16 protein-coding genes and 1 tRNA gene are annotated in these 16133 nt (G+C 59.5%); 10 read left to right on the top strand and 7 right to left on the bottom strand.

Annotated elements, in window-relative coordinates; all coding sequences use genetic code 11:
• Positions 1–180: 180 nt before the first annotated feature.
• Together ACIOJF_RS13890 and ACIOJF_RS13885 are read left to right on the top strand one after the other, a co-directional pair.
• Complete coding sequence (locus tag ACIOJF_RS13890; protein WP_286134682.1) at positions 181–900, top strand: hypothetical protein; 720 nt, start codon at positions 181–183, stop codon at positions 898–900.
• A gap of 53 nt (positions 901–953) precedes the next feature.
• Complete coding sequence (locus ACIOJF_RS13885) at positions 954–1616, top strand: alpha/beta family hydrolase (protein ID WP_105658615.1); 663 nt, start codon at positions 954–956, stop codon at positions 1614–1616.
• A gap of 10 nt (positions 1617–1626) precedes the next feature.
• Here ACIOJF_RS13885 and ACIOJF_RS13880 read toward each other — a convergent pair whose 3' ends face one another.
• On the bottom strand, positions 1627–3117 hold the full coding sequence (locus ACIOJF_RS13880; RefSeq protein WP_105658616.1) for a helix-turn-helix transcriptional regulator: 1491 nt from the start codon (positions 3115–3117) through the stop codon (positions 1627–1629).
• A 210-nt stretch (positions 3118–3327) separates the two neighbouring features.
• Between ACIOJF_RS13880 and ACIOJF_RS13875 the strand changes: the two genes are divergently transcribed.
• The 5 genes from ACIOJF_RS13875 (at position 3328) to ACIOJF_RS13855 (ending at position 9316) form a co-directional block, all read left to right on the top strand.
• Positions 3328–3948, top strand: coding sequence for a thymidylate kinase (locus ACIOJF_RS13875; protein WP_402741767.1), 621 nt, complete (start codon positions 3328–3330; stop codon positions 3946–3948).
• A gap of 9 nt (positions 3949–3957) precedes the next feature.
• Positions 3958–4560, top strand: a complete 603-nt coding sequence (locus ACIOJF_RS13870) for a HutD family protein (RefSeq protein ID WP_402741766.1) — start codon at positions 3958–3960, stop codon at positions 4558–4560.
• A gap of 527 nt (positions 4561–5087) precedes the next feature.
• Positions 5088–6401 (top strand): isocitrate lyase, encoded by a 1314-nt coding sequence (aceA, locus tag ACIOJF_RS13865; RefSeq protein WP_105659180.1) that lies wholly within the window; start codon positions 5088–5090, stop codon positions 6399–6401.
• Between the two features lie 81 nt (positions 6402–6482).
• Positions 6483–8120, top strand: a complete 1638-nt coding sequence (gene aceB / locus ACIOJF_RS13860; RefSeq protein ID WP_105659181.1) for a malate synthase A — start codon at positions 6483–6485, stop codon at positions 8118–8120.
• A 131-nt stretch (positions 8121–8251) separates the two neighbouring features.
• Positions 8252–9316, top strand: a complete 1065-nt coding sequence (locus ACIOJF_RS13855) for an alpha/beta hydrolase (protein WP_402741765.1) — start codon at positions 8252–8254, stop codon at positions 9314–9316.
• Between the two features lie 6 nt (positions 9317–9322).
• Here the strand turns inward: ACIOJF_RS13855 and ACIOJF_RS13850 are convergent, their stop codons facing one another.
• Positions 9323–9889 (bottom strand): histidine phosphatase family protein, encoded by a 567-nt coding sequence (locus tag ACIOJF_RS13850; protein ID WP_332594869.1) that lies wholly within the window; start codon positions 9887–9889, stop codon positions 9323–9325.
• A gap of 186 nt (positions 9890–10075) precedes the next feature.
• Between ACIOJF_RS13850 and ACIOJF_RS13845 the strand changes: the two genes are divergently transcribed.
• Positions 10076–11482, top strand: coding sequence for an amino acid permease (locus tag ACIOJF_RS13845; protein ID WP_402741764.1), 1407 nt, complete (start codon positions 10076–10078; stop codon positions 11480–11482).
• Positions 11483–11547: 65 nt separating this feature from the next.
• On the opposite strand, the gene ACIOJF_RS13840 is transcribed toward ACIOJF_RS13845, so the two are convergent.
• Entirely contained in the window at positions 11548–12270 is a 723-nt protein-coding gene (locus tag ACIOJF_RS13840; RefSeq protein WP_402741763.1) for a YoaK family protein, read from the bottom strand.
• A gap of 122 nt (positions 12271–12392) precedes the next feature.
• Here ACIOJF_RS13840 and ACIOJF_RS13835 point away from each other — a divergent pair, with 122 nt between their 5' ends.
• A complete protein-coding gene (locus ACIOJF_RS13835) occupies positions 12393–13082 on the top strand; it encodes a DsbA family protein (RefSeq protein ID WP_402741762.1) in 690 nt (229 codons plus the stop codon).
• A gap of 4 nt (positions 13083–13086) precedes the next feature.
• On the opposite strand, the gene ACIOJF_RS13830 is transcribed toward ACIOJF_RS13835, so the two are convergent.
• Together ACIOJF_RS13830 and ACIOJF_RS13825 are read right to left on the bottom strand one after the other, a co-directional pair.
• A complete protein-coding gene (locus tag ACIOJF_RS13830; protein ID WP_105662411.1) occupies positions 13087–13710 on the bottom strand; it encodes a LytR C-terminal domain-containing protein in 624 nt (207 codons plus the stop codon).
• 78 nt (positions 13711–13788) lie between these two features.
• Positions 13789–14091: a type II toxin-antitoxin system VapB family antitoxin gene (locus ACIOJF_RS13825; protein ID WP_105659188.1), complete on the bottom strand. Its 303-nt coding sequence runs from the start codon at positions 14089–14091 to the stop codon at positions 13789–13791.
• Positions 14092–14364: 273 nt separating this feature from the next.
• Between ACIOJF_RS13825 and ACIOJF_RS13820 the strand changes: the two genes are divergently transcribed.
• Positions 14365–15405 carry an isopenicillin N synthase family dioxygenase gene (locus tag ACIOJF_RS13820; RefSeq protein ID WP_402741761.1) on the top strand — a complete coding sequence of 347 codons (1041 nt, stop codon included), beginning with the start codon at positions 14365–14367 and terminating at the stop codon, positions 15403–15405.
• Between the two features lie 106 nt (positions 15406–15511).
• Here the strand turns inward: ACIOJF_RS13820 and ACIOJF_RS13815 are convergent, their stop codons facing one another.
• The gene (locus ACIOJF_RS13815; protein ID WP_402741760.1) at positions 15512–15877 is read right to left on the bottom strand and encodes a VOC family protein; all 366 of its coding nucleotides are present in this window, start codon (positions 15875–15877) and stop codon (positions 15512–15514) included.
• A gap of 133 nt (positions 15878–16010) precedes the next feature.
• A tRNA-Ser gene (locus tag ACIOJF_RS13810) sits at positions 16011–16095 on the bottom strand.
• Between the last annotated feature and the right edge of the window lie 38 nt (positions 16096–16133).

Here is a 16133-nt window from a genome sequence, read left to right as displayed (position 1 = left end):
CGTTCGGTCATTGCCCTGTCATCGTTGGCTTTGCTTCTAGCAGGGTGCAATGCAGCTCCCGAACAAGCAGCGCCAGCCGATTCGACGGCGGCTTCCGTCGCTGGCTCCACTCCGGCGGCACAGCCCGCGGCCGAAACCGGTGAACCCGGTGAAACCGCCCCCGAGCCTGGACCCGCGGAGTTGGACGCCAACGCCAATTCGGGACAGGCCTGGGCAGATTCCAAAATTGAGATGTGGAAAGAAAACTCTGGCATCAAGTCCACCAAAGGCTTCTTGTATCCCTACAACCTAATGACTTCTTGGGAATCTCCAGCACCTGGTGCCATCAATATCTTCTTGGATAACAGCATGAAGTTTGGAACCCAGATGCGGGAAAGCTACGAAACCAACGAGGATGAGCTGCGCATGATGGGCCGAATCATGTTCGAAAGCGTAGGCGAGGCCTCGCCGGAATTGGAATCTGTCACCTTCGCTACTGAAGACGGCAATAACTCAGGAACTTTCACCCGGGCTCGTACTGGTGCCGATCCCGAGGACCGCAAAGCCTGGGCCTCGGAAAAGTACACGCAGTGGCTGTCCGCCATGAACGATACCTACAAATCCCTATGCGGCGCTGAAATCACTGAGCTGGAAATCTACCGCACATGCCTGCCCGCTGACCCCCACGCCTACGTTGAGAAAGTCGAGTCGCCTGCGCTTGGCGAACTCGTCGTCACCCTCGCAGACGGTCCATGGATCGACGGCGAATACGACATGCCCGCATCGATCTTCGTCTCGGGAAATATGATGCTCAAGATCAACGAGCGTGCGGCAACCGGCGAAAAAGTTGAAAAGCTGACGGTACTGGCCAGAAATGGCGATGACACCGATACGGCACTCCGCAAGGACTGGGAAATGTAGTTCATTTCCTTTCATGATCAGTTGATGGGCCCTCAGCCCCTAGGGTGGTACCTATGACCCAAGAACTCTCCATTCCATACGAAGACCTGGAACTCAGCGCGCTCTGGGACCGAGCAAAGGCGGCGAAGGCCGTCATCGTGCTCGCACACGGTTCAGGTGCTGGAAAGGATCATGACTTCATGGCCGGCTTTGCGCTAGCCGCTGCGAATCTGGGTGCCAGCGTCCTGCGTTTTAATTTCCCCTACATGGATGCTGGAAAGAAGTTTCCCGACAAAGCGCCAGCTGCGGTCGCAGTGTGGCACCAGGTCCGCCGTTGGGTTGAAGAACACTTGGCTGAAGGCCTGCCAATCTTCACGGCAGGAAAGTCCTTTGGCGGGCGCATCGCTTCCCTGTCAGTTGCCGAGGGCATGCCCTCGGCAGGGTTGATCTTCCTGGGGTACCCGTTGCACGCGCCTAAGAAGGAAGAGAAGCTACGCGATGAGCATCTCTACCCGATTGCGGTGCCGATGCTTTTCCTCGAAGGCACCCGAGATCCCTTTGCCAACCCCGAAAAGATGGAAGAAGTCGCCAGCAAGCTGAACGAGCACAGCGAACTTTCCTGGTTCGAAGGTGGCAACCATTCCTTCAAGGTAGCCCGCTCCGGCCGCACCGTTGCCCAGGATGGCGCGTGGCTGGCGGAAACTGCTCTTGCCTTCATCTCCAAGCACATCGCATAGTCCAACGGTCCTAGTCCACCTGCTTTTCCAGGAATCGGTAGACCTCGGTTTCATCTACTCCGGGAAAGGCTCCGGTTGGCATGGCCGCCAGCAAGTGGGTATTGGCGCGCGTAGCCGGCCACGCATTGCCGAACCACTGGCTGGATAGGTCAGCAGGTGGACGGCGGCAGCAGTTCTCGTCCGGGCAGGTGGATTGGCAGCGCTCCTTGGTATCCCGCCCGCGGAACCACTTCACATGCTCAAAAGGCACGCCAATGGACAAGGAATACAGTCCCGAGGAATGGCGCTCGGTGCGCGCCGTGCACCAGAAGGTCCCATTGACGGTATCGGTGTACTGCTCGAAGGAACGGAACTTATCCATCTGCTCGAAGACCACGCGACTTGTCCAATACCGGCAAATGGTTTGTCCTTCAATGGCACCGGTGTGATCGGCTGGAAAGTTCACTCGGTCATTCTCATAAGCCTTGTGCAAGATGCCCGATTCGTGGACCTTCTGGAAGTGGCAGGTCATCCCCAGATGCTCGGTGGCAAGGTTGGTGAACCGGTGGGCTGCGGACTCATAGGACACGGCGAAAGCATCGCGCAGATCCTCGATGGCCAACTCACGGTTGTTCTTAGCTCGCCGCAAGTAGTCCACCGTGGACTTTTCCGGCATCATCAACGCCGCGGCAAAGTAGTTGGTCGCGACCCTCTGCGAGAGGAAATCGAAATAATCGGTTGGAGTCCTATGACCCAATACGTGATGCCCTAGCGCCTGCAGCAACACCGAACGAGGATCATGTTCCGAGCGGTTCGCCTGCGTCAGATAGATACGCTTGTTCTTCTGGTCAGTCACCGAACGCGTGGAATGCGGAAGATTGCCCACAAAGCGCAGGCTGAATCCCAGATGCTCGGCGATATCTGCTGCACGATGATGCGAGAGCGGCCCTGAATCGTGGCCAACTGCAGAGAGGACTTTGGCGGCTTCCTGCTCGATATCCTTGTAGTAGTTGTTGCGTTGGCGCATCTCATGGCGCAACGCGGTATTGGCCCGACGGGCTTCTTCAGGGGTCGCGGCCTGCTCGTTCAGGCGGCGTTCCAATTCATGCTGCAGTCCCACCAGGGATTCCAGGACGTCCATGGGCAGACGCGTGCCAACACGAACGGTAGGCAATCCCAAGGACTCGTACAGTGGACCGCGTTGGGCACGTTCCAATTCGATCTCCAAAGCAGCACGGCGCGATGGCGGTTCGGTGCCCAGCAGATCGTCGACGCCAACCCCCATGGCTCCAGCCAGGGACTTAAGCAGCGATAGCTTCGGTTCGCGCTTGCCGTTTTCAATCAGCGACAACTGGCTCGGCGCGGTGTCAACGAGCGCCGAGACATCATCCAAGGTCAGTTGCTTGCCCTTGCGCAGAAAGCGGATTCTGCGGCCGAGAGCAATGGCGTCGAGTTCTGTATCTTCGCTGCCAGCGCCATTGCCGGCTGAGTTCACTGAGCGATTCCATGTGGTTGCAGTCACATGACAAGGTTATGCCAAGGATCGTGAAAATTTCTAGATCTTCCGGATTCAACCCGTAATTCAATCGCCCAGCAGTGACGCGGAAGCAAATATTCACGGTTCTTTCCTTGCTTCCCCGGCGAGCTACTCTCAACAAATGCACAGCCTTTCTGCGGAATCTTCAGCGAAGCGCAAACGTTGAAACTACAAAGAGATCCAGCAAGGAGCACCATGCACGCAGTCTCCACCCGCCCCCTACCGGCCCCGCGCCATGCCCACGATCCACCCCGGACTTTGGTCATCGTCGGCACCGATGGCGCAGGCAAAAGCACCACTATTGAAGCTTTAGTACAGCAGCTGCGCAACGATTGCATTCAGGCTCGTAGGCTCGCAAACGTCGCCGCGCGGAGCTGGCTTACCAAATTCTCTCGCGCCCTGGGAATGACGTTCCCGACTTTCACCCAGGATTTCTTCGAAACTTCCATTCGCAGCTTCAATGTTGCCCGCAATATGCTTTTCGCGGCCCGCTCTCCCGGACTCAGCGTGATGGACCGGCACCTGTATTGCCAATTAGTGCTGCGGCGCTTACGTGGCCATCCTCCGGGACTGCTTCTCCCCTGGCTTGCGGCGAAAAGTACCGAGCACGCGAGAATTGTCTTGCTCGACATCGACCCCATCCTTGCCTTTGAGCGGATCAATTCCCGTGGCAAAGACGACGAAAGCATGGAGTATCTCAGGGACAGTCGAAATGAGTATCTGCGTCTTGCGCAAGTGCACGGTTGGATAACTCTTGATGCCTCGCTGCCCACATCCCAGCTGGTTGAACAACTTCGCTTGGTCATCGGCAAGTAGACTCGTCCCATGAGCGAAGCACAAGCATCTTTTGCACCGGGTTCCATTCTCGAATTGGCGCAAAGCACCAAGAAGCAATGGGAGCTAGGGCAGGTCCGGCTCATTGCGAGCGGCATTCTGGCGCAGGACGGAACGTTGTGGTCCAGCGAACTGCGGGAATCAACCTGGCAACTGTCGATTCGCTCTATCGAGAAATCTGCAGCCTTCACTCCGTCGCCTTCGGCTCAAGTCTTTACGTTGATCGCCGGCGATTTCGTGCAGCTGGATGTAGACGGGCAAGAGCACGGATTGGAACCGCTGCGCCCGTTGAAATTCGAAACGAGAAATTCTGTCCGGGCGAGCCAGCCCGCCGAAGAACTGCTCATCGTGCACGTGGCCGCCGTTCCAGAGCAGGTACGAGCCACCGTTCGCATTGTCGAGCTGTCCAAAAAGCGCGAGCAATACCTCTTTGATGGGCAACTGGGCCTTTTGGTCCAGGGCTCCGCCAAGCTCTTGCTCGGCGACAGCGAACAGTCGCTGAACCTGCGTGACACCGTCGTTGGCTCTGACGCCGGTGAACCACGCATCTCCGGCCGCGGTTTCATGGCTGTGGTTTCTTTCGACCAGCCCTAGCCCGTTCCGGCTCAATCAGCCATGGTCGCAAGATCCATAAATCTTCGCACTCAGAAACTGCACTGCCGGCCAAGAATATCGGCCATAGCGACAAGTCCAGGCCCCCATCTGGCAAAAGCCAGCTACCAGTCCAGGCTCTGATACTTCACGTTTCCTGGCCCGATACACAACGCCTGCCGTGGCGAATCAGCACCTGCGGTTTCCATAAAATCCCAGTTCATCAGTGATTCGCCGATTCTCGCAGACCCCGGAATCGGTCTGCTTTGGCTTCGCCCTTATCCAGGCTTGCTGTTAAATTTCACTCTTCTTCGCTAGGGATTGATTCAATATCGGCAAATTTCCATGCCTTGACTCACATTCAGCGCAAGAAGCGATAAATTTCCATTTTTGTGAAGAAATGGAAATCTTAATTCAAAAAACCTCTGTTGAAGCCCTCGCACCTGCGGAAAAGTAGTTGTCACGAAGAAGTTCACAAGATCACCTTCCGATCGACATGAACCCGCAGCTTGTGCGAAGGAGCCGAAGCAATGACTACTGAAAACACCAACGAAACCTCGATCGACAACCGCATCGCAGCCATCGAGAGCGACTGGGAAAACAACCCCCGCTGGAACGGCGTAACCCGCGACTACAGCGCTGCCGACGTCGTGAAGCTCCAGGGCCGGGTCCAGGAAGAGCACACCTTGGCCAAACGCGGATCCGAGAAGCTGTGGAAGCAGCTCACCGAGGAAACCCCCACCGGCGGCTACACCAACGCGTTGGGCGCACTGACCGGCAACCAGGCAGTGCAGCAAGTCAAGGCCGGCCTTCGAGCCATCTATCTTTCGGGCTGGCAGGTAGCAGCAGATGCCAACCTTTCAGGCCAGACCTACCCGGACCAGTCGCTGTACCCGGCCAATTCGGTTCCCCAGGTCGTGCGCCGCATCAACAACGCATTGCAGCGTGCAGACCAGATCGAGTTCTCCGAAGGCATCCAGACCGTCGAAGACTGGATGGTCCCCATCGTCGCTGATGCAGAAGCCGGCTTCGGCGGCCCGCTGAACGCCTACGAACTGATGAAGTCCATGATCACCGCTGGCGCATCGGGCGTCCACTGGGAAGACCAGCTGGCCAGCGAAAAGAAGTGCGGCCACCTCGGCGGCAAGGTGCTGATCCCGACCCAGCAGCACATCCGCACCCTGAACGCGGCCCGCCTGGCCGCCGACGTGGCTGGCACCCCTTCCGTAGTTATCGCCCGCACCGACGCTGAAGCGGCAACGCTGATCACCTCGGATGTCGATGAACGCGATCAGCAGTTCATCACCGGCGAGCGCACCCCGGAAGGCTTCTACAAGGTCACCAACGGCATCGAGCCATGCATCGCCCGGGCCAAGGCCTACGCACCGTACTCGGACCTGATCTGGATGGAAACCGGCACCCCTGACCTGGAGCTGGCCCGCAAGTTCGCCGAAGCGGTCAAAAAGGACTTCCCGGACCAGATGCTTTCCTACAACTGCTCGCCGTCGTTCAACTGGAAGAAGCACCTGGACGATGCGACCATCGCCAAGTTCCAGCGCGAATTGGGCGCCATGGGCTTCAGCTTCCAGTTCATCACCCTGGCCGGATTCCACGCATTGAACCACTCGATGTTCGACCTGGCCTCCGGCTACGCGAAGGACGGCATGAGCGCCTACGTCGAATTGCAGGAACGCGAATTCGCTTCCGAGGCCGCCGGCTACACCGCCACCAGGCACCAGCGCGAAGTCGGCACCGGCTACTTCGATGCGATCTCCACGGCGCTGAACCCTAACGCCTCAACCCTGGCCTTGGTGGGATCCACCGAAGAAGGCCAATTCCATTAGACCCTGATGGGTCGATGGTGCTAGCCGGCAAAGGCGCCGGCTAGCACCAGCACCATTTCCAAGATTTTTAAGGACGCTGCCATGAACTCCCCCATCACCCTGAACAACATCACCATTACCGCTACCCCCGTTCGCTACCAGGAGCAGATCCTGACCAGCGAGGCCCTGGACTTCCTTTCGGCCCTGCACACCGCATTCGAACCGCGCCGTGCCGAGTTGATGCAGCGCCGCCAGGTCAACCGGGCGCGCATTGCCAATGGCCGCGATCCGAAGTTCCTGGACGAGACCCGCGCTATTCGCGAAGACGATTCATGGCAGGTCGCCCCGATCGCTCCGGGGCTGGAAGATCGCCGGGTGGAAATCACTGGCCCGATCGAACGCAAGATGGCTATCAATGCGCTGAATTCCGGGGCCAAGGTCTGGCTGGCCGACATGGAGGATGCATCCTCGCCAACCTGGCAGAACGTCATCAAGAACCAGGTCAACCTGATCCGGGTGCTGGATCAGGACCTGGACTTCACCGCACCGGATGGCCGCGAGTACAAGCTGAACAGCTACGATCTGCAGCAGCTGCCAACCATCGTGGTTCGTCCCCGCGGCTGGCACCTGCCGGAGAAGCACCTGCTGGTTGCCGGCACCCCGATGTCCGGTGCGCTGGTGGACTTCGGACTGCACTTCTTCCACAACGCCAAGCGCCTGCTGGCAGCCGGACGCGGCCCGTACTACTACCTGCCGAAGCTGGAGAACCATCTGGAAGCACGGTTGTGGAACGACGTGTTCAACATGGCCCAGGATCTGATGGATATCGAGCGCGGCACCATCCGTGCCACCGTGCTGATCGAGACCATCACCGCCGCATTCGAGATGGAAGAGATCCTCTACGAGCTGCGCGAGCATTCCTCGGGGCTGAATGCTGGCCGCTGGGATTACATCTTCTCGATTATCAAGAACTTCCGTTCCCGCGGACCGCGCTTCGTCTTCCCGGATCGCGACACCGTGACCATGACCGCCCCGTTCATGCGGGCCTACACCGAGCAGCTGGTGCGTGCCTGCCACCGCCGCGGGGCTTCGGCCATCGGCGGGATGAGCGCATTCGTTCCCAACCGCAAGGACGCCTCGATCAACGAGCTGGCCTTCGGCAAGGTCCGCGAGGACAAGGCCCGCGAAGCAGCTGATGGCTTCGACGGCTCCTGGGTTGCCCATCCCGACCTGGTTTCGGTTGCCCGGGAGGTGTACGACGAGGTGCTCGGCGAGAACCCCAACCAGTTGCAGCGCACCCGCGAAGATGTCGAGGTTTCCGGCCCGGCCCTGCTGAACATCGAGAGTGTCACCGGCAAGATCACCGAACGCGGCATCCGCGACAACATCGAGATCGGCATCCGCTACATCGAGTCCTGGCTGCGCGGCAACGGTGCTGTGGCGCTGCGCAACCTGATGGAAGATGCTGCTACCGCCGAGATCTCCCGTTCGCAGCTGTGGCAGTGGATCCACCAGTCGGCGATCACCGATGAGGGCGAGATCATCACCCGTCGCTGGGTCCAGGAACTGGCCGAGGAGACCATGGAGGGCTTGGAGCGCTTCGAGGGCGATCGCTTCGAGGAAGCCGTGGAAATCTTCGAAGCTTGCGCCCTGCGCGATGACTTCCCGACCTTCCTGACCAAGAACGCCTACCTGCGCTACCTGGATGCGCCAGCCCGCACCCTGGAAATGGCAGGTTAGGCAGTACCCGAGACCCGGCCGATAGAAAACAGTCGTCCCTGAACGTCGGCCACGCAAAGCGGCATTCATCCGTTGGTAACCAGTCCAGCGGGTGGATGCCGTTTTGCGTGTGCGGTGGCTAGGCTGTAGCCATGGCTTTCCAGTTCAAGAACCCGGCCGAGGACCTGTGGCAGCCCGATCTGCTGGGCGAGGATTTCTCGCAACGGCCGCTGCCGATGTCGGACGGTTCGACCGCGACGTTGATCAGGCACCGTCCGCGCAGAACGCTGCGCCTGCCGCCGCCATTGCGCGGGATCGCGGTGCTTTATGTGCATGGCTGGTCGGACTACTTCTTCCAGGCCGAGTTGGCTGGATTCCTCTCCGAAGCCGGAGCGGATTTCTACGCACTGGACCTGCGCCATTATGGACGGAACTTGCCGGTAGACCAGGCCACCAAAATCGCCGAGCACAGAAGCCCGGGCTTCACCACCGATCTGGAGGAGTACTTCGAGGAATTCGACGCGGCCCACCGCATCATTTCCAGCGCGCATCCGGGCACCCGCTTTGTCCTGCTCGCCCACTCCACTGGCGGGCTCAGCGCTTCGCTGTATGCGGCAGCCAACCCGCAGAAAGTTGATGCGCTGGCGCTGAACAGCCCGTGGCTGGAATTCCAGGCCAGCGAGATCGGGCGCACCGCCTTGGCGAGGATCGTCCAGGCGGCCAGCAGCCGCAACCCCCACCGCTTCTTGCCGACGGTGGATCCAGGGTTCTACACCCGCACGGTCTCCAGCCAGTTTTCCGGCGAATGGGATTACGATCTGGGTTGGCGCCCGGTCAACGGCTTCAAGCTCACCGCGGGTTTCATCTCTGCAGTCTTCAATGCGCAAGCCAAGGTGAAGAAGGGGCTGGATCTCCAGATGCCCACCCTGGTGATGCTTTCGGCGGAAGACTATTTGCTGCCTCGCTGGCACGACACCGCCACCCGCGCCGACGTGGCCTTGAATGTGCAGGTCGTCGCCCAGCGCAGCATCGACCTGGGTCGGGAACTGCATTTGATGCGCCTGCCCGGCGCACTGCACGACGTGTTCCTCTCCTCGCCAAAGATCCGCTCCAAGGCCTACATGGCGTTGGGCTCATGGCTTGCGGTCGTCAAGAACCGGCAGCGTGATTCGCTGGTGGCCTCCAGCATCCGCCGGATTGTTCCTTCCGGCATCTAGTGCGGCCTAGCCCGCGACCTTGCTGGGCACCTGGTCATTGACCAGTTCCAGCTGCCAATCGCCGGGCTCATTGCCGATAATGGCAACCGAGCCATTGCGGATGGTGTCCAGCTTGTAGCCGGCGAAGTGCGAGAGCGTGTAGCGGATAATGGTGCCGTGGCAGATTACCGCGACGTTCTTGCCCGGGTAGTCTGCTGCAATCTGGTTGATTGCGCGCAGGCCACGGTCAACTACAGATTCCAGTGGTTCAATTCCACCACCGTTCTTGTCCGGCCATAGCGCCAGCGCTTCGGTCTCAACCATGCCCTCGCCCTGGGCGTAGTCGCGCTCGATCAGCAGGTCGTAGCTAGGACCAAGTTCCAGTCCCAGCCCGTCGGCAATGATCTGTGCCGTCTCGCGTGCCCGCGAGAGCGGCGAGGAAACGATAGCGTCCCATTGGCCGCCGTCCAGCACCGAGACAGCCTCGCGGGCTTGGGCTCGCCCGGTATCGTTCAGGGGGATGTCGCTGGAACCCTGCAAGCGGCCTTCGAGGTTCCATTGCGTCTGTCCGTGGCGGACGAATCCTAGTTTCATAAGCCCATTCTCCCACCCGGCAGGTGGCCAACAGCAACCGCTGGTGGCCAAGCTCACGATAGATCTGCAACACTTAAGCGCGCCATGGATGCCTGGAGCGCATAAGATTTTCACGGCTGTGCCCTGCCTTTGGCGCGGGCCCGTCCCCATCGAACGCACCCCTTATAGGATCCGAGCATTACTATCGTGAACGAAATAAAGGCGTCTCTCGCCCGCGGGCTGACTGCCCGCCACATCCGCTTCATGGCCCTCGGCTCAGCTATCGGAACGGGCCTTTTCTACGGCTCCTCTTCTGCTATCCAGGCTGCTGGCCCTGCCGTCCTCTTCGCATACATGATTGGCGGCGCTGCCGTCTTCATCGTCATGCGTGCCATGGGCGAGATGGCTGTCAAGCATCCGGTTTCCGGATCCTTCGCTCACTACGCTTCGCGCTACCTGGGCCGCTTCGCCGGCTTCGTCACCGGCTGGACTTTTGCCTTCGAAATGGCCATTGTCGCGATCGCCGATGTGACCGCGTTCGGCATCTACATGGGCTTCTGGTTCCCGCAGGTGGCGCAGTGGATCTGGGTGCTGGCGGTCGTCCTGCTGATCGCTTCGATCAACCTGATGAAGGTCAAGGTCTTCGGTGAAACCGAATTCTGGCTGGCTATCATCAAGGTGACCGCAATTATCGCCATGATCATTGGCGGCGCCGCCCTGATCATCTTCGGCTTCAACGCCCCTGAGACCGAAACCGCAACCGGCATCGCTACCCTGATGAGCGCTGGCACCCTGTTCCCCAACGGCTTCGTGGGCCTGCTGCTCTCGTTCTCCGTCGTGATGTTCGCCTTCGGCGGCATCGAAACCATCGGCATCACCGCTGGTGAAGCAGCTGATCCTGCCAAGTCGGTTCCAGCCGCCATCAATACCGTGCCATGGCGCATCCTGCTCTTCTACGTAGCTTCGCTGGCCATAGTCATGATGCTCTTTGACTGGCGCCAGATCGACGGCTCAGCTTCGCCATTCGTGCAGATTTTCGACGGCCTGGGCATCCCGGCCGCCGCCCACGTGCTCAACGCCGTGGTGATCACCGCAGCCGTTTCGGCGATCAACGCCGATACTTTTGGGGCTGGCCGCATGCTCTACGCCATGTCCGAGATCGGCCATGCTCCGAAGTCCTTTGGCCGCATCTCGCGTAACGGCGTGCCGTGGATGACCGTGGTCATCATGGCCATCGTGCTGCTGGTCGGCGTGGTGCTCAACGCCCTGCTCCCGGAGTCGCTGTTCACCATCATCGCTTCCATCGCTACCTTCGCCACCGTCTGGGTGTGGATCATGATTCTGACTTCGTACCTGGCCATGCGACGCAAGGAAGCCGCAGCCGGCCGCGGACCGGCCGTCGCCCGCGAATACGCTGTGCCCGGCGGCACCGTTGCCGTATGGATCGCCTTGGCCTTCATGGTCTTCGTTGTCGTGCTCTTGGCCCTGAGCCCGACGACGCGTGTAGCCCTGTACACCGGAATCGCATGGCTCGTGCTTCTGGCCGTGCTCTTCAAGCTGCTGGTACGCCCAGCGGCGCCGATCAAGCAGGACAGCGACTCCTTGCTGAGCTAGCCACCGCGCACTAAAATATGCCTGGTTTCGCATAAAGCGAAGCCAGGCATATTTTTTATGTCTTTCTACTTGATCCCGGTGGAGGTTCCGGCCTGAGGCTCCGAGGGCGGCTCCAGGCCATGGGGTGTGCGCAGCTCCTGGAACAACGCCAGGCTGGCCCACGCGAGCATGCCGCCTGCGACGATCCACAAGCTGCCGAGCCCCAGCCGCAGGTAGGCCAAGACGCCACCCAGGGAACCCATGGTGATCATCAGCCAAAGCACTGCGTAGCGCATCCATAGCATCCGGTAGCCGCCGCGGTCCGACCCGGTGGCCAACCCGATGATTGCTCCACCGAGTGCCTGCCCGAGCTTGACCAACGTGCCGGTCATATACGTCAGGCCCAGGGAAACCTCTCCCGAACGAGTGTAGGAAACATTGACCACGCCCATCGCGGCGGCCAGCAGCAGAGCCGTCAGCTGCGGCAAGAAATTCCCGGAGATGGCCGCAGCGAGCAGCAGTGCCGCACTGGAATACATGGCCACTGGCCGGCGCAGCCTATCGAGCCGGAAGGTAACCAGCGTTGCGAGGATGACACCTGCGACAAAGCAGCCCACCAAGGACATCGCCATCGCCCATCCGGCAAGGTCCCCTGTCATCAGCGCCACGGAGGAACGTGTGGAGTTTCCCGACATGAAGGAGAGGAAGTAGCCGCCGAAGTGCACGAATCCGACGCCATCAACAAAGCCTGCCATCGCCGTAATCGTTCCGGCGAAGAGGATTCCGCGCCATCGAAGGTTCTTTGCCACTTGCCCTGCTTTCTCTCGCCATCAGCACCATCCGGTTTCCGTAGGAGCCCTGCCATTATCTCCCCCGAAATCAGCAGCTGCGAATAAGGAATGCCCGGTGAGCAAAAGTTGTTACCTCAAGCATGAGCGAAAATACTGCTGTCCAGTCCCCGGAAGACAAGCGCATCCGCGTGGATATCTTCTCCGATATTGCCTGCCCTTGGTGCTTCATCGGCAAGCGCCGCTTTGAGCGGGGTGTCGAGGCGTTCGAATACTCCCAGAACGTGGATGTCTACTGGCACTCGTACCAGCTGGACCCGAGCCTGCCTGAGAACTATGACGGCAGCGAGGCCGAATACCTCTCCAAGATGAAGGGACTGGGCCAGGAACAGGTCGCCCAAATGCTTGACCATGTCACCGCCCAGGCTGCTGCCGAAGGATTGAACTACGACTTCGCCAACTTGAAGGTCGCTAATTCCTTCACTGCACTACGCGTACTGGAATACGCCAAGAAGCATGGTGCCGGAAACGAGATGAAGGAAGCGCTGCTTTCTGCCCACTTCGAGAAGGGCCTGAACACCGGAGACCTAGAAACGCTGCTCGAACTGGCCGGAACGCTGGGGCTGGATACCTGGGAACTGCGTGCGAAGCTCTCGTCCGGATCCTACGTTGAGGAAGTCAACGCAGATATCGTCCAGGCACGCGAGCTGGGCATCAGCGGTGTTCCTTTCTTCATCATTGATGGAAGGTACGGCATTTCCGGCGCCCAGCCAGCCGAGGTCTTCGCAAATGCGCTGGCCCAAGTGCATTCCGGAGATATGCAGACCCCATAGCCAGCTATTTGCTGCAGACCAGCTTGCCTTCAGAAGTATCGAGCTTGCGTTCTTTTTCCAGGCCGTCGAACTTCTCCCCCAGCGCCAGGTCCACCCGGCTGCCCCACTTCTTTTCGTCGTAGATGAAAACGATGCCGGGGATCTGGCGCTGCACGGTGAAAGCCTGGGCATAGCCATCAGGCCCGGCAATGACCGCGCCAGTGGTTTCGGAGAGCGACTTCCACCCGGAAGTCAGCGACGAAATCTTGAAGCCGCGCTTTTCCAGTGCCTCGGCAGTGTCACCCGCAAGACCCGAAATATCGGTAGTGTTCAGCACGCGTATTTCGACATCTGAAGGTTTTTGGTACTTGAAATCGATGGCCGGGCACTTGGGGTTTTCGATTTTCGTCTCGCTTGGCTTCGGGCTCGCAACGGCGGCAGGCTCGCCACCCAACTTCAGCGTTCCATTGAAAACGAGTACGGCGCCGGCCAAAACCGCGATCACCAGCAGGGCCATCACGGAGAAAACAATGTTCTGGCGTTTGCGGGCACGCCGCTTAGCCTGGCCGTCCGAGCTGAAACTTAATTCTTGCTCGTCGACAATATGCGCACCGTGCCATTGCCCCGGGTCATCGCGATCACGCATCATTCCACCTTGCTCTGGTCAGCCTTCGGCAGCTGCTGGCCTGAAGGCGACGTCATCGTCATCCTCGTGGCGCTAGCTTATCTAACTAGCGTCCAGATCCAATATGCGTGCGTGTATTACCGAGCGATGATGAAGCGCCGAGCGCAGCGCGCGGTGCATCCCATCCTCCAGATACAACACGCCCCGATAGCGCACTACATGCGGGAACAAGTCGCCATAGAAGGTGGAATCCTCAGAGAGCAATGTTTCAAGATCCAAGGTGGCTTTGGTGGTGACCAAGTCAGCTAGTTTCACTTGCTGCGGGGGAAGTCCGCTCCAATCACGCGCCGAAGAATAGCCGTGGTCCGGGTATGGACGGCCTTCACCTACCGCTCGAAAAATCACTATTCAAGCATACGGACAAACTCTCCAGACCCACAGACCTGCAGATCAGGCGCTAGTTGGCAGGCCGCAGGAAGGCCACCTCCCGAGACGGCGCCGATTGAGCCGGGTGGCAGCCGGACTCGCCGCGCAGTTGCCGGGCGAATGCTACACGCGAATGCGAATAATCAGACACGCAATGCGAAAAAGCAAGGATTGTTACGCCAAGGGAAACTTGGAGGAACCGGGCGTAACTTTAGCTGGTAACAATCGCGTCATAAGGTGCACTCTGGGTTTATGAACAACGTAGTCACCGAGATCCCACTGCTCGATATTTCTACCGCACGCAATGCTGACGGCTCCTTCAACAAGGATTTCGTTGCCGCGATTCGCGACGCCGCACACCGCGTCGGCTTCTTCCAGATCGTCGGATACAGCGCATATGCCGGGCAGGACCAGGAACTGCTCGACACCATCGCAGAATTCTTCCAGAAGCCCGTTGAGCAGAAAATCAAGCTCGATAACCGCAATAGCGCCCAGTTCCGCGGCTACACCCGGATGGGCACCGAAATCACCCGCGGCCGCGCCGATGCCCGCGAACAGATCGACTACGGACCGGAACGCGAGACGTTGGCGGTCGTTCCCGAGGACAAGCCGTACTTGAACCTGCAGGGCCCGAACCAGTTCCCTGCCGATTTCCCCCAGCTCGAAGAGCGCGCCATGGCGTGGGCCGAGCTGATGAACAAAACCGGCCACGAGCTGCTTTCGGCCATCGGTGTGGGGCTGGGCTTGCCCGAAGGCCACTTCGACGAGCCATTCGCCAACACCCCGTCATGGATGGGCAAGTTGGTGCACTACGTTTCGGGCGACGTCGTACCAGAGTCGGGCAACCAGGGCGTTGGCCTGCACGCCGACTACGGCTTCGTCACCCTGCTGCTGCAGGACCAGGTTGGAGGGCTGCAGGTGCAACCCTACGGCCAGGAAGAGTGGATCGAGGTGCCGCCGACCCCGGGTGCATTGGTAGTGAACCTCGGGGAGATGCTCGAAGTCGCGACCAACGGCTACCTGATGGCCACCATCCACCGCGTCATTGCGCCACCAGCTGGCGTTGACCGCTACTCGGTGCCGTTCTTCTACTCCCCTCGACTGGATGCAGTGATCGACAAGGTCGAACTGCCAGCCGAGCTGGCTGCCGAAGCTCGCGGCGTCTCCGATGATCCGGAAAACCCAATGCTGGCTTCCTACGGCGCCAATGTGCTCAAGGGATGGCTGCGAGCCCACCCGCAGACCGCGGCCATCCACTACCCAGAGCTGGCCAAGGGGCGCAAAAGCGCCTAGGCCGTGAGCTTCTGCAGGGATCAGGAGCTGCACACGCAAAACCTGTTGGCGTCGAGCTGGTGAGAGATTACCGGCCCGGCGCCAATAGGCATTTAAAGCGCCTCGCTTATTCGACGCCGGAAAGCACGCAGAATTCGTTGCCTTCAGGATCAGCCATCACGATCCAGCTCTCGTCCTCCCGCTGGCCCACATCGGCGTAGCTGGCCCCCAAAGAGATCAGGCGATCAGCTTCTTCTAGCTGCTGGGCGTTTTGAGGACGCAGGTCCAGATGGAGGCGATTCTTGATGCTCTTGGTTTCGGGCACTTGCGCGAACGTCAATTTCAGCCCGCCCTGGCCTTGGGATTTGGACCCAATACTGACCAAGCCGGCTTCTTCTTCCAATACGTCATAATTCAGCGCTTCGCACCAGAACCTCGCCACCAGCATCGGGTTCGCGCAGTCGACGGCGATTTCGCTTAATACACTTGCCATAGTCTTACCTTGCCGAAAGATTGCTGAACAGTTGCCACGGATACTACCTGCCAGTTTCTGGCAATGCCGGTAAGCGCAAAAAAATAATGTCCCGGCTCATCGTTTTCACGATGATCCGGGACATTACATTCGGCGGAGGATAGGGGATTTGAACCCCTGAGGGCGTTAACCCAACACGCGTTCCAGGCGTGCGCCATAGGCCGCTAGGCGAATCCTCCTCAGTTTGCTCCGTGGAGCAGGATCCAGCATATCTAAA

Source organism: Glutamicibacter sp. NPDC087831, assembly GCF_044742845.1.
Taxonomy (GTDB): Bacteria; Actinomycetota; Actinomycetes; order Actinomycetales; family Micrococcaceae; genus Glutamicibacter.
The sequence above is the reverse complement of the archived record's forward strand: the minus strand, read 5'-3'. Positions and strand labels throughout refer to the sequence as shown.

What these genes read in the sequence shown, in the direction of transcription:
- ACIOJF_RS13885 (WP_105658615.1), top strand. Translation starts at nt 954, where the DNA reads ATGACCCAAGAACTCTCCATTCCATACGAAGACCTGGAACTCAGCGCG.
- ACIOJF_RS13875 (WP_402741767.1), top strand. Translation starts at nt 3,328, where the DNA reads ATGCACGCAGTCTCCACCCGCCCCCTACCGGCCCCGCGCCATGCCCAC.
- ACIOJF_RS13870 (WP_402741766.1), top strand. Translation starts at nt 3,958, where the DNA reads ATGAGCGAAGCACAAGCATCTTTTGCACCGGGTTCCATTCTCGAATTG.
- aceA (WP_105659180.1), top strand. Translation starts at nt 5,088, where the DNA reads ATGACTACTGAAAACACCAACGAAACCTCGATCGACAACCGCATCGCA.
- aceB (WP_105659181.1), top strand. Translation starts at nt 6,483, where the DNA reads ATGAACTCCCCCATCACCCTGAACAACATCACCATTACCGCTACCCCC.
- ACIOJF_RS13855 (WP_402741765.1), top strand. Translation starts at nt 8,252, where the DNA reads ATGGCTTTCCAGTTCAAGAACCCGGCCGAGGACCTGTGGCAGCCCGAT.
- ACIOJF_RS13850 (WP_332594869.1), bottom strand. Translation starts at nt 9,889, where the DNA reads ATGAAACTAGGATTCGTCCGCCACGGACAGACGCAATGGAACCTCGAA.
- ACIOJF_RS13835 (WP_402741762.1), top strand. Translation starts at nt 12,393, where the DNA reads ATGAGCGAAAATACTGCTGTCCAGTCCCCGGAAGACAAGCGCATCCGC.
- ACIOJF_RS13830 (WP_105662411.1), bottom strand. Translation starts at nt 13,710, where the DNA reads ATGATGCGTGATCGCGATGACCCGGGGCAATGGCACGGTGCGCATATT.
- ACIOJF_RS13820 (WP_402741761.1), top strand. Translation starts at nt 14,365, where the DNA reads ATGAACAACGTAGTCACCGAGATCCCACTGCTCGATATTTCTACCGCA.
- ACIOJF_RS13815 (WP_402741760.1), bottom strand. Translation starts at nt 15,877, where the DNA reads ATGGCAAGTGTATTAAGCGAAATCGCCGTCGACTGCGCGAACCCGATG.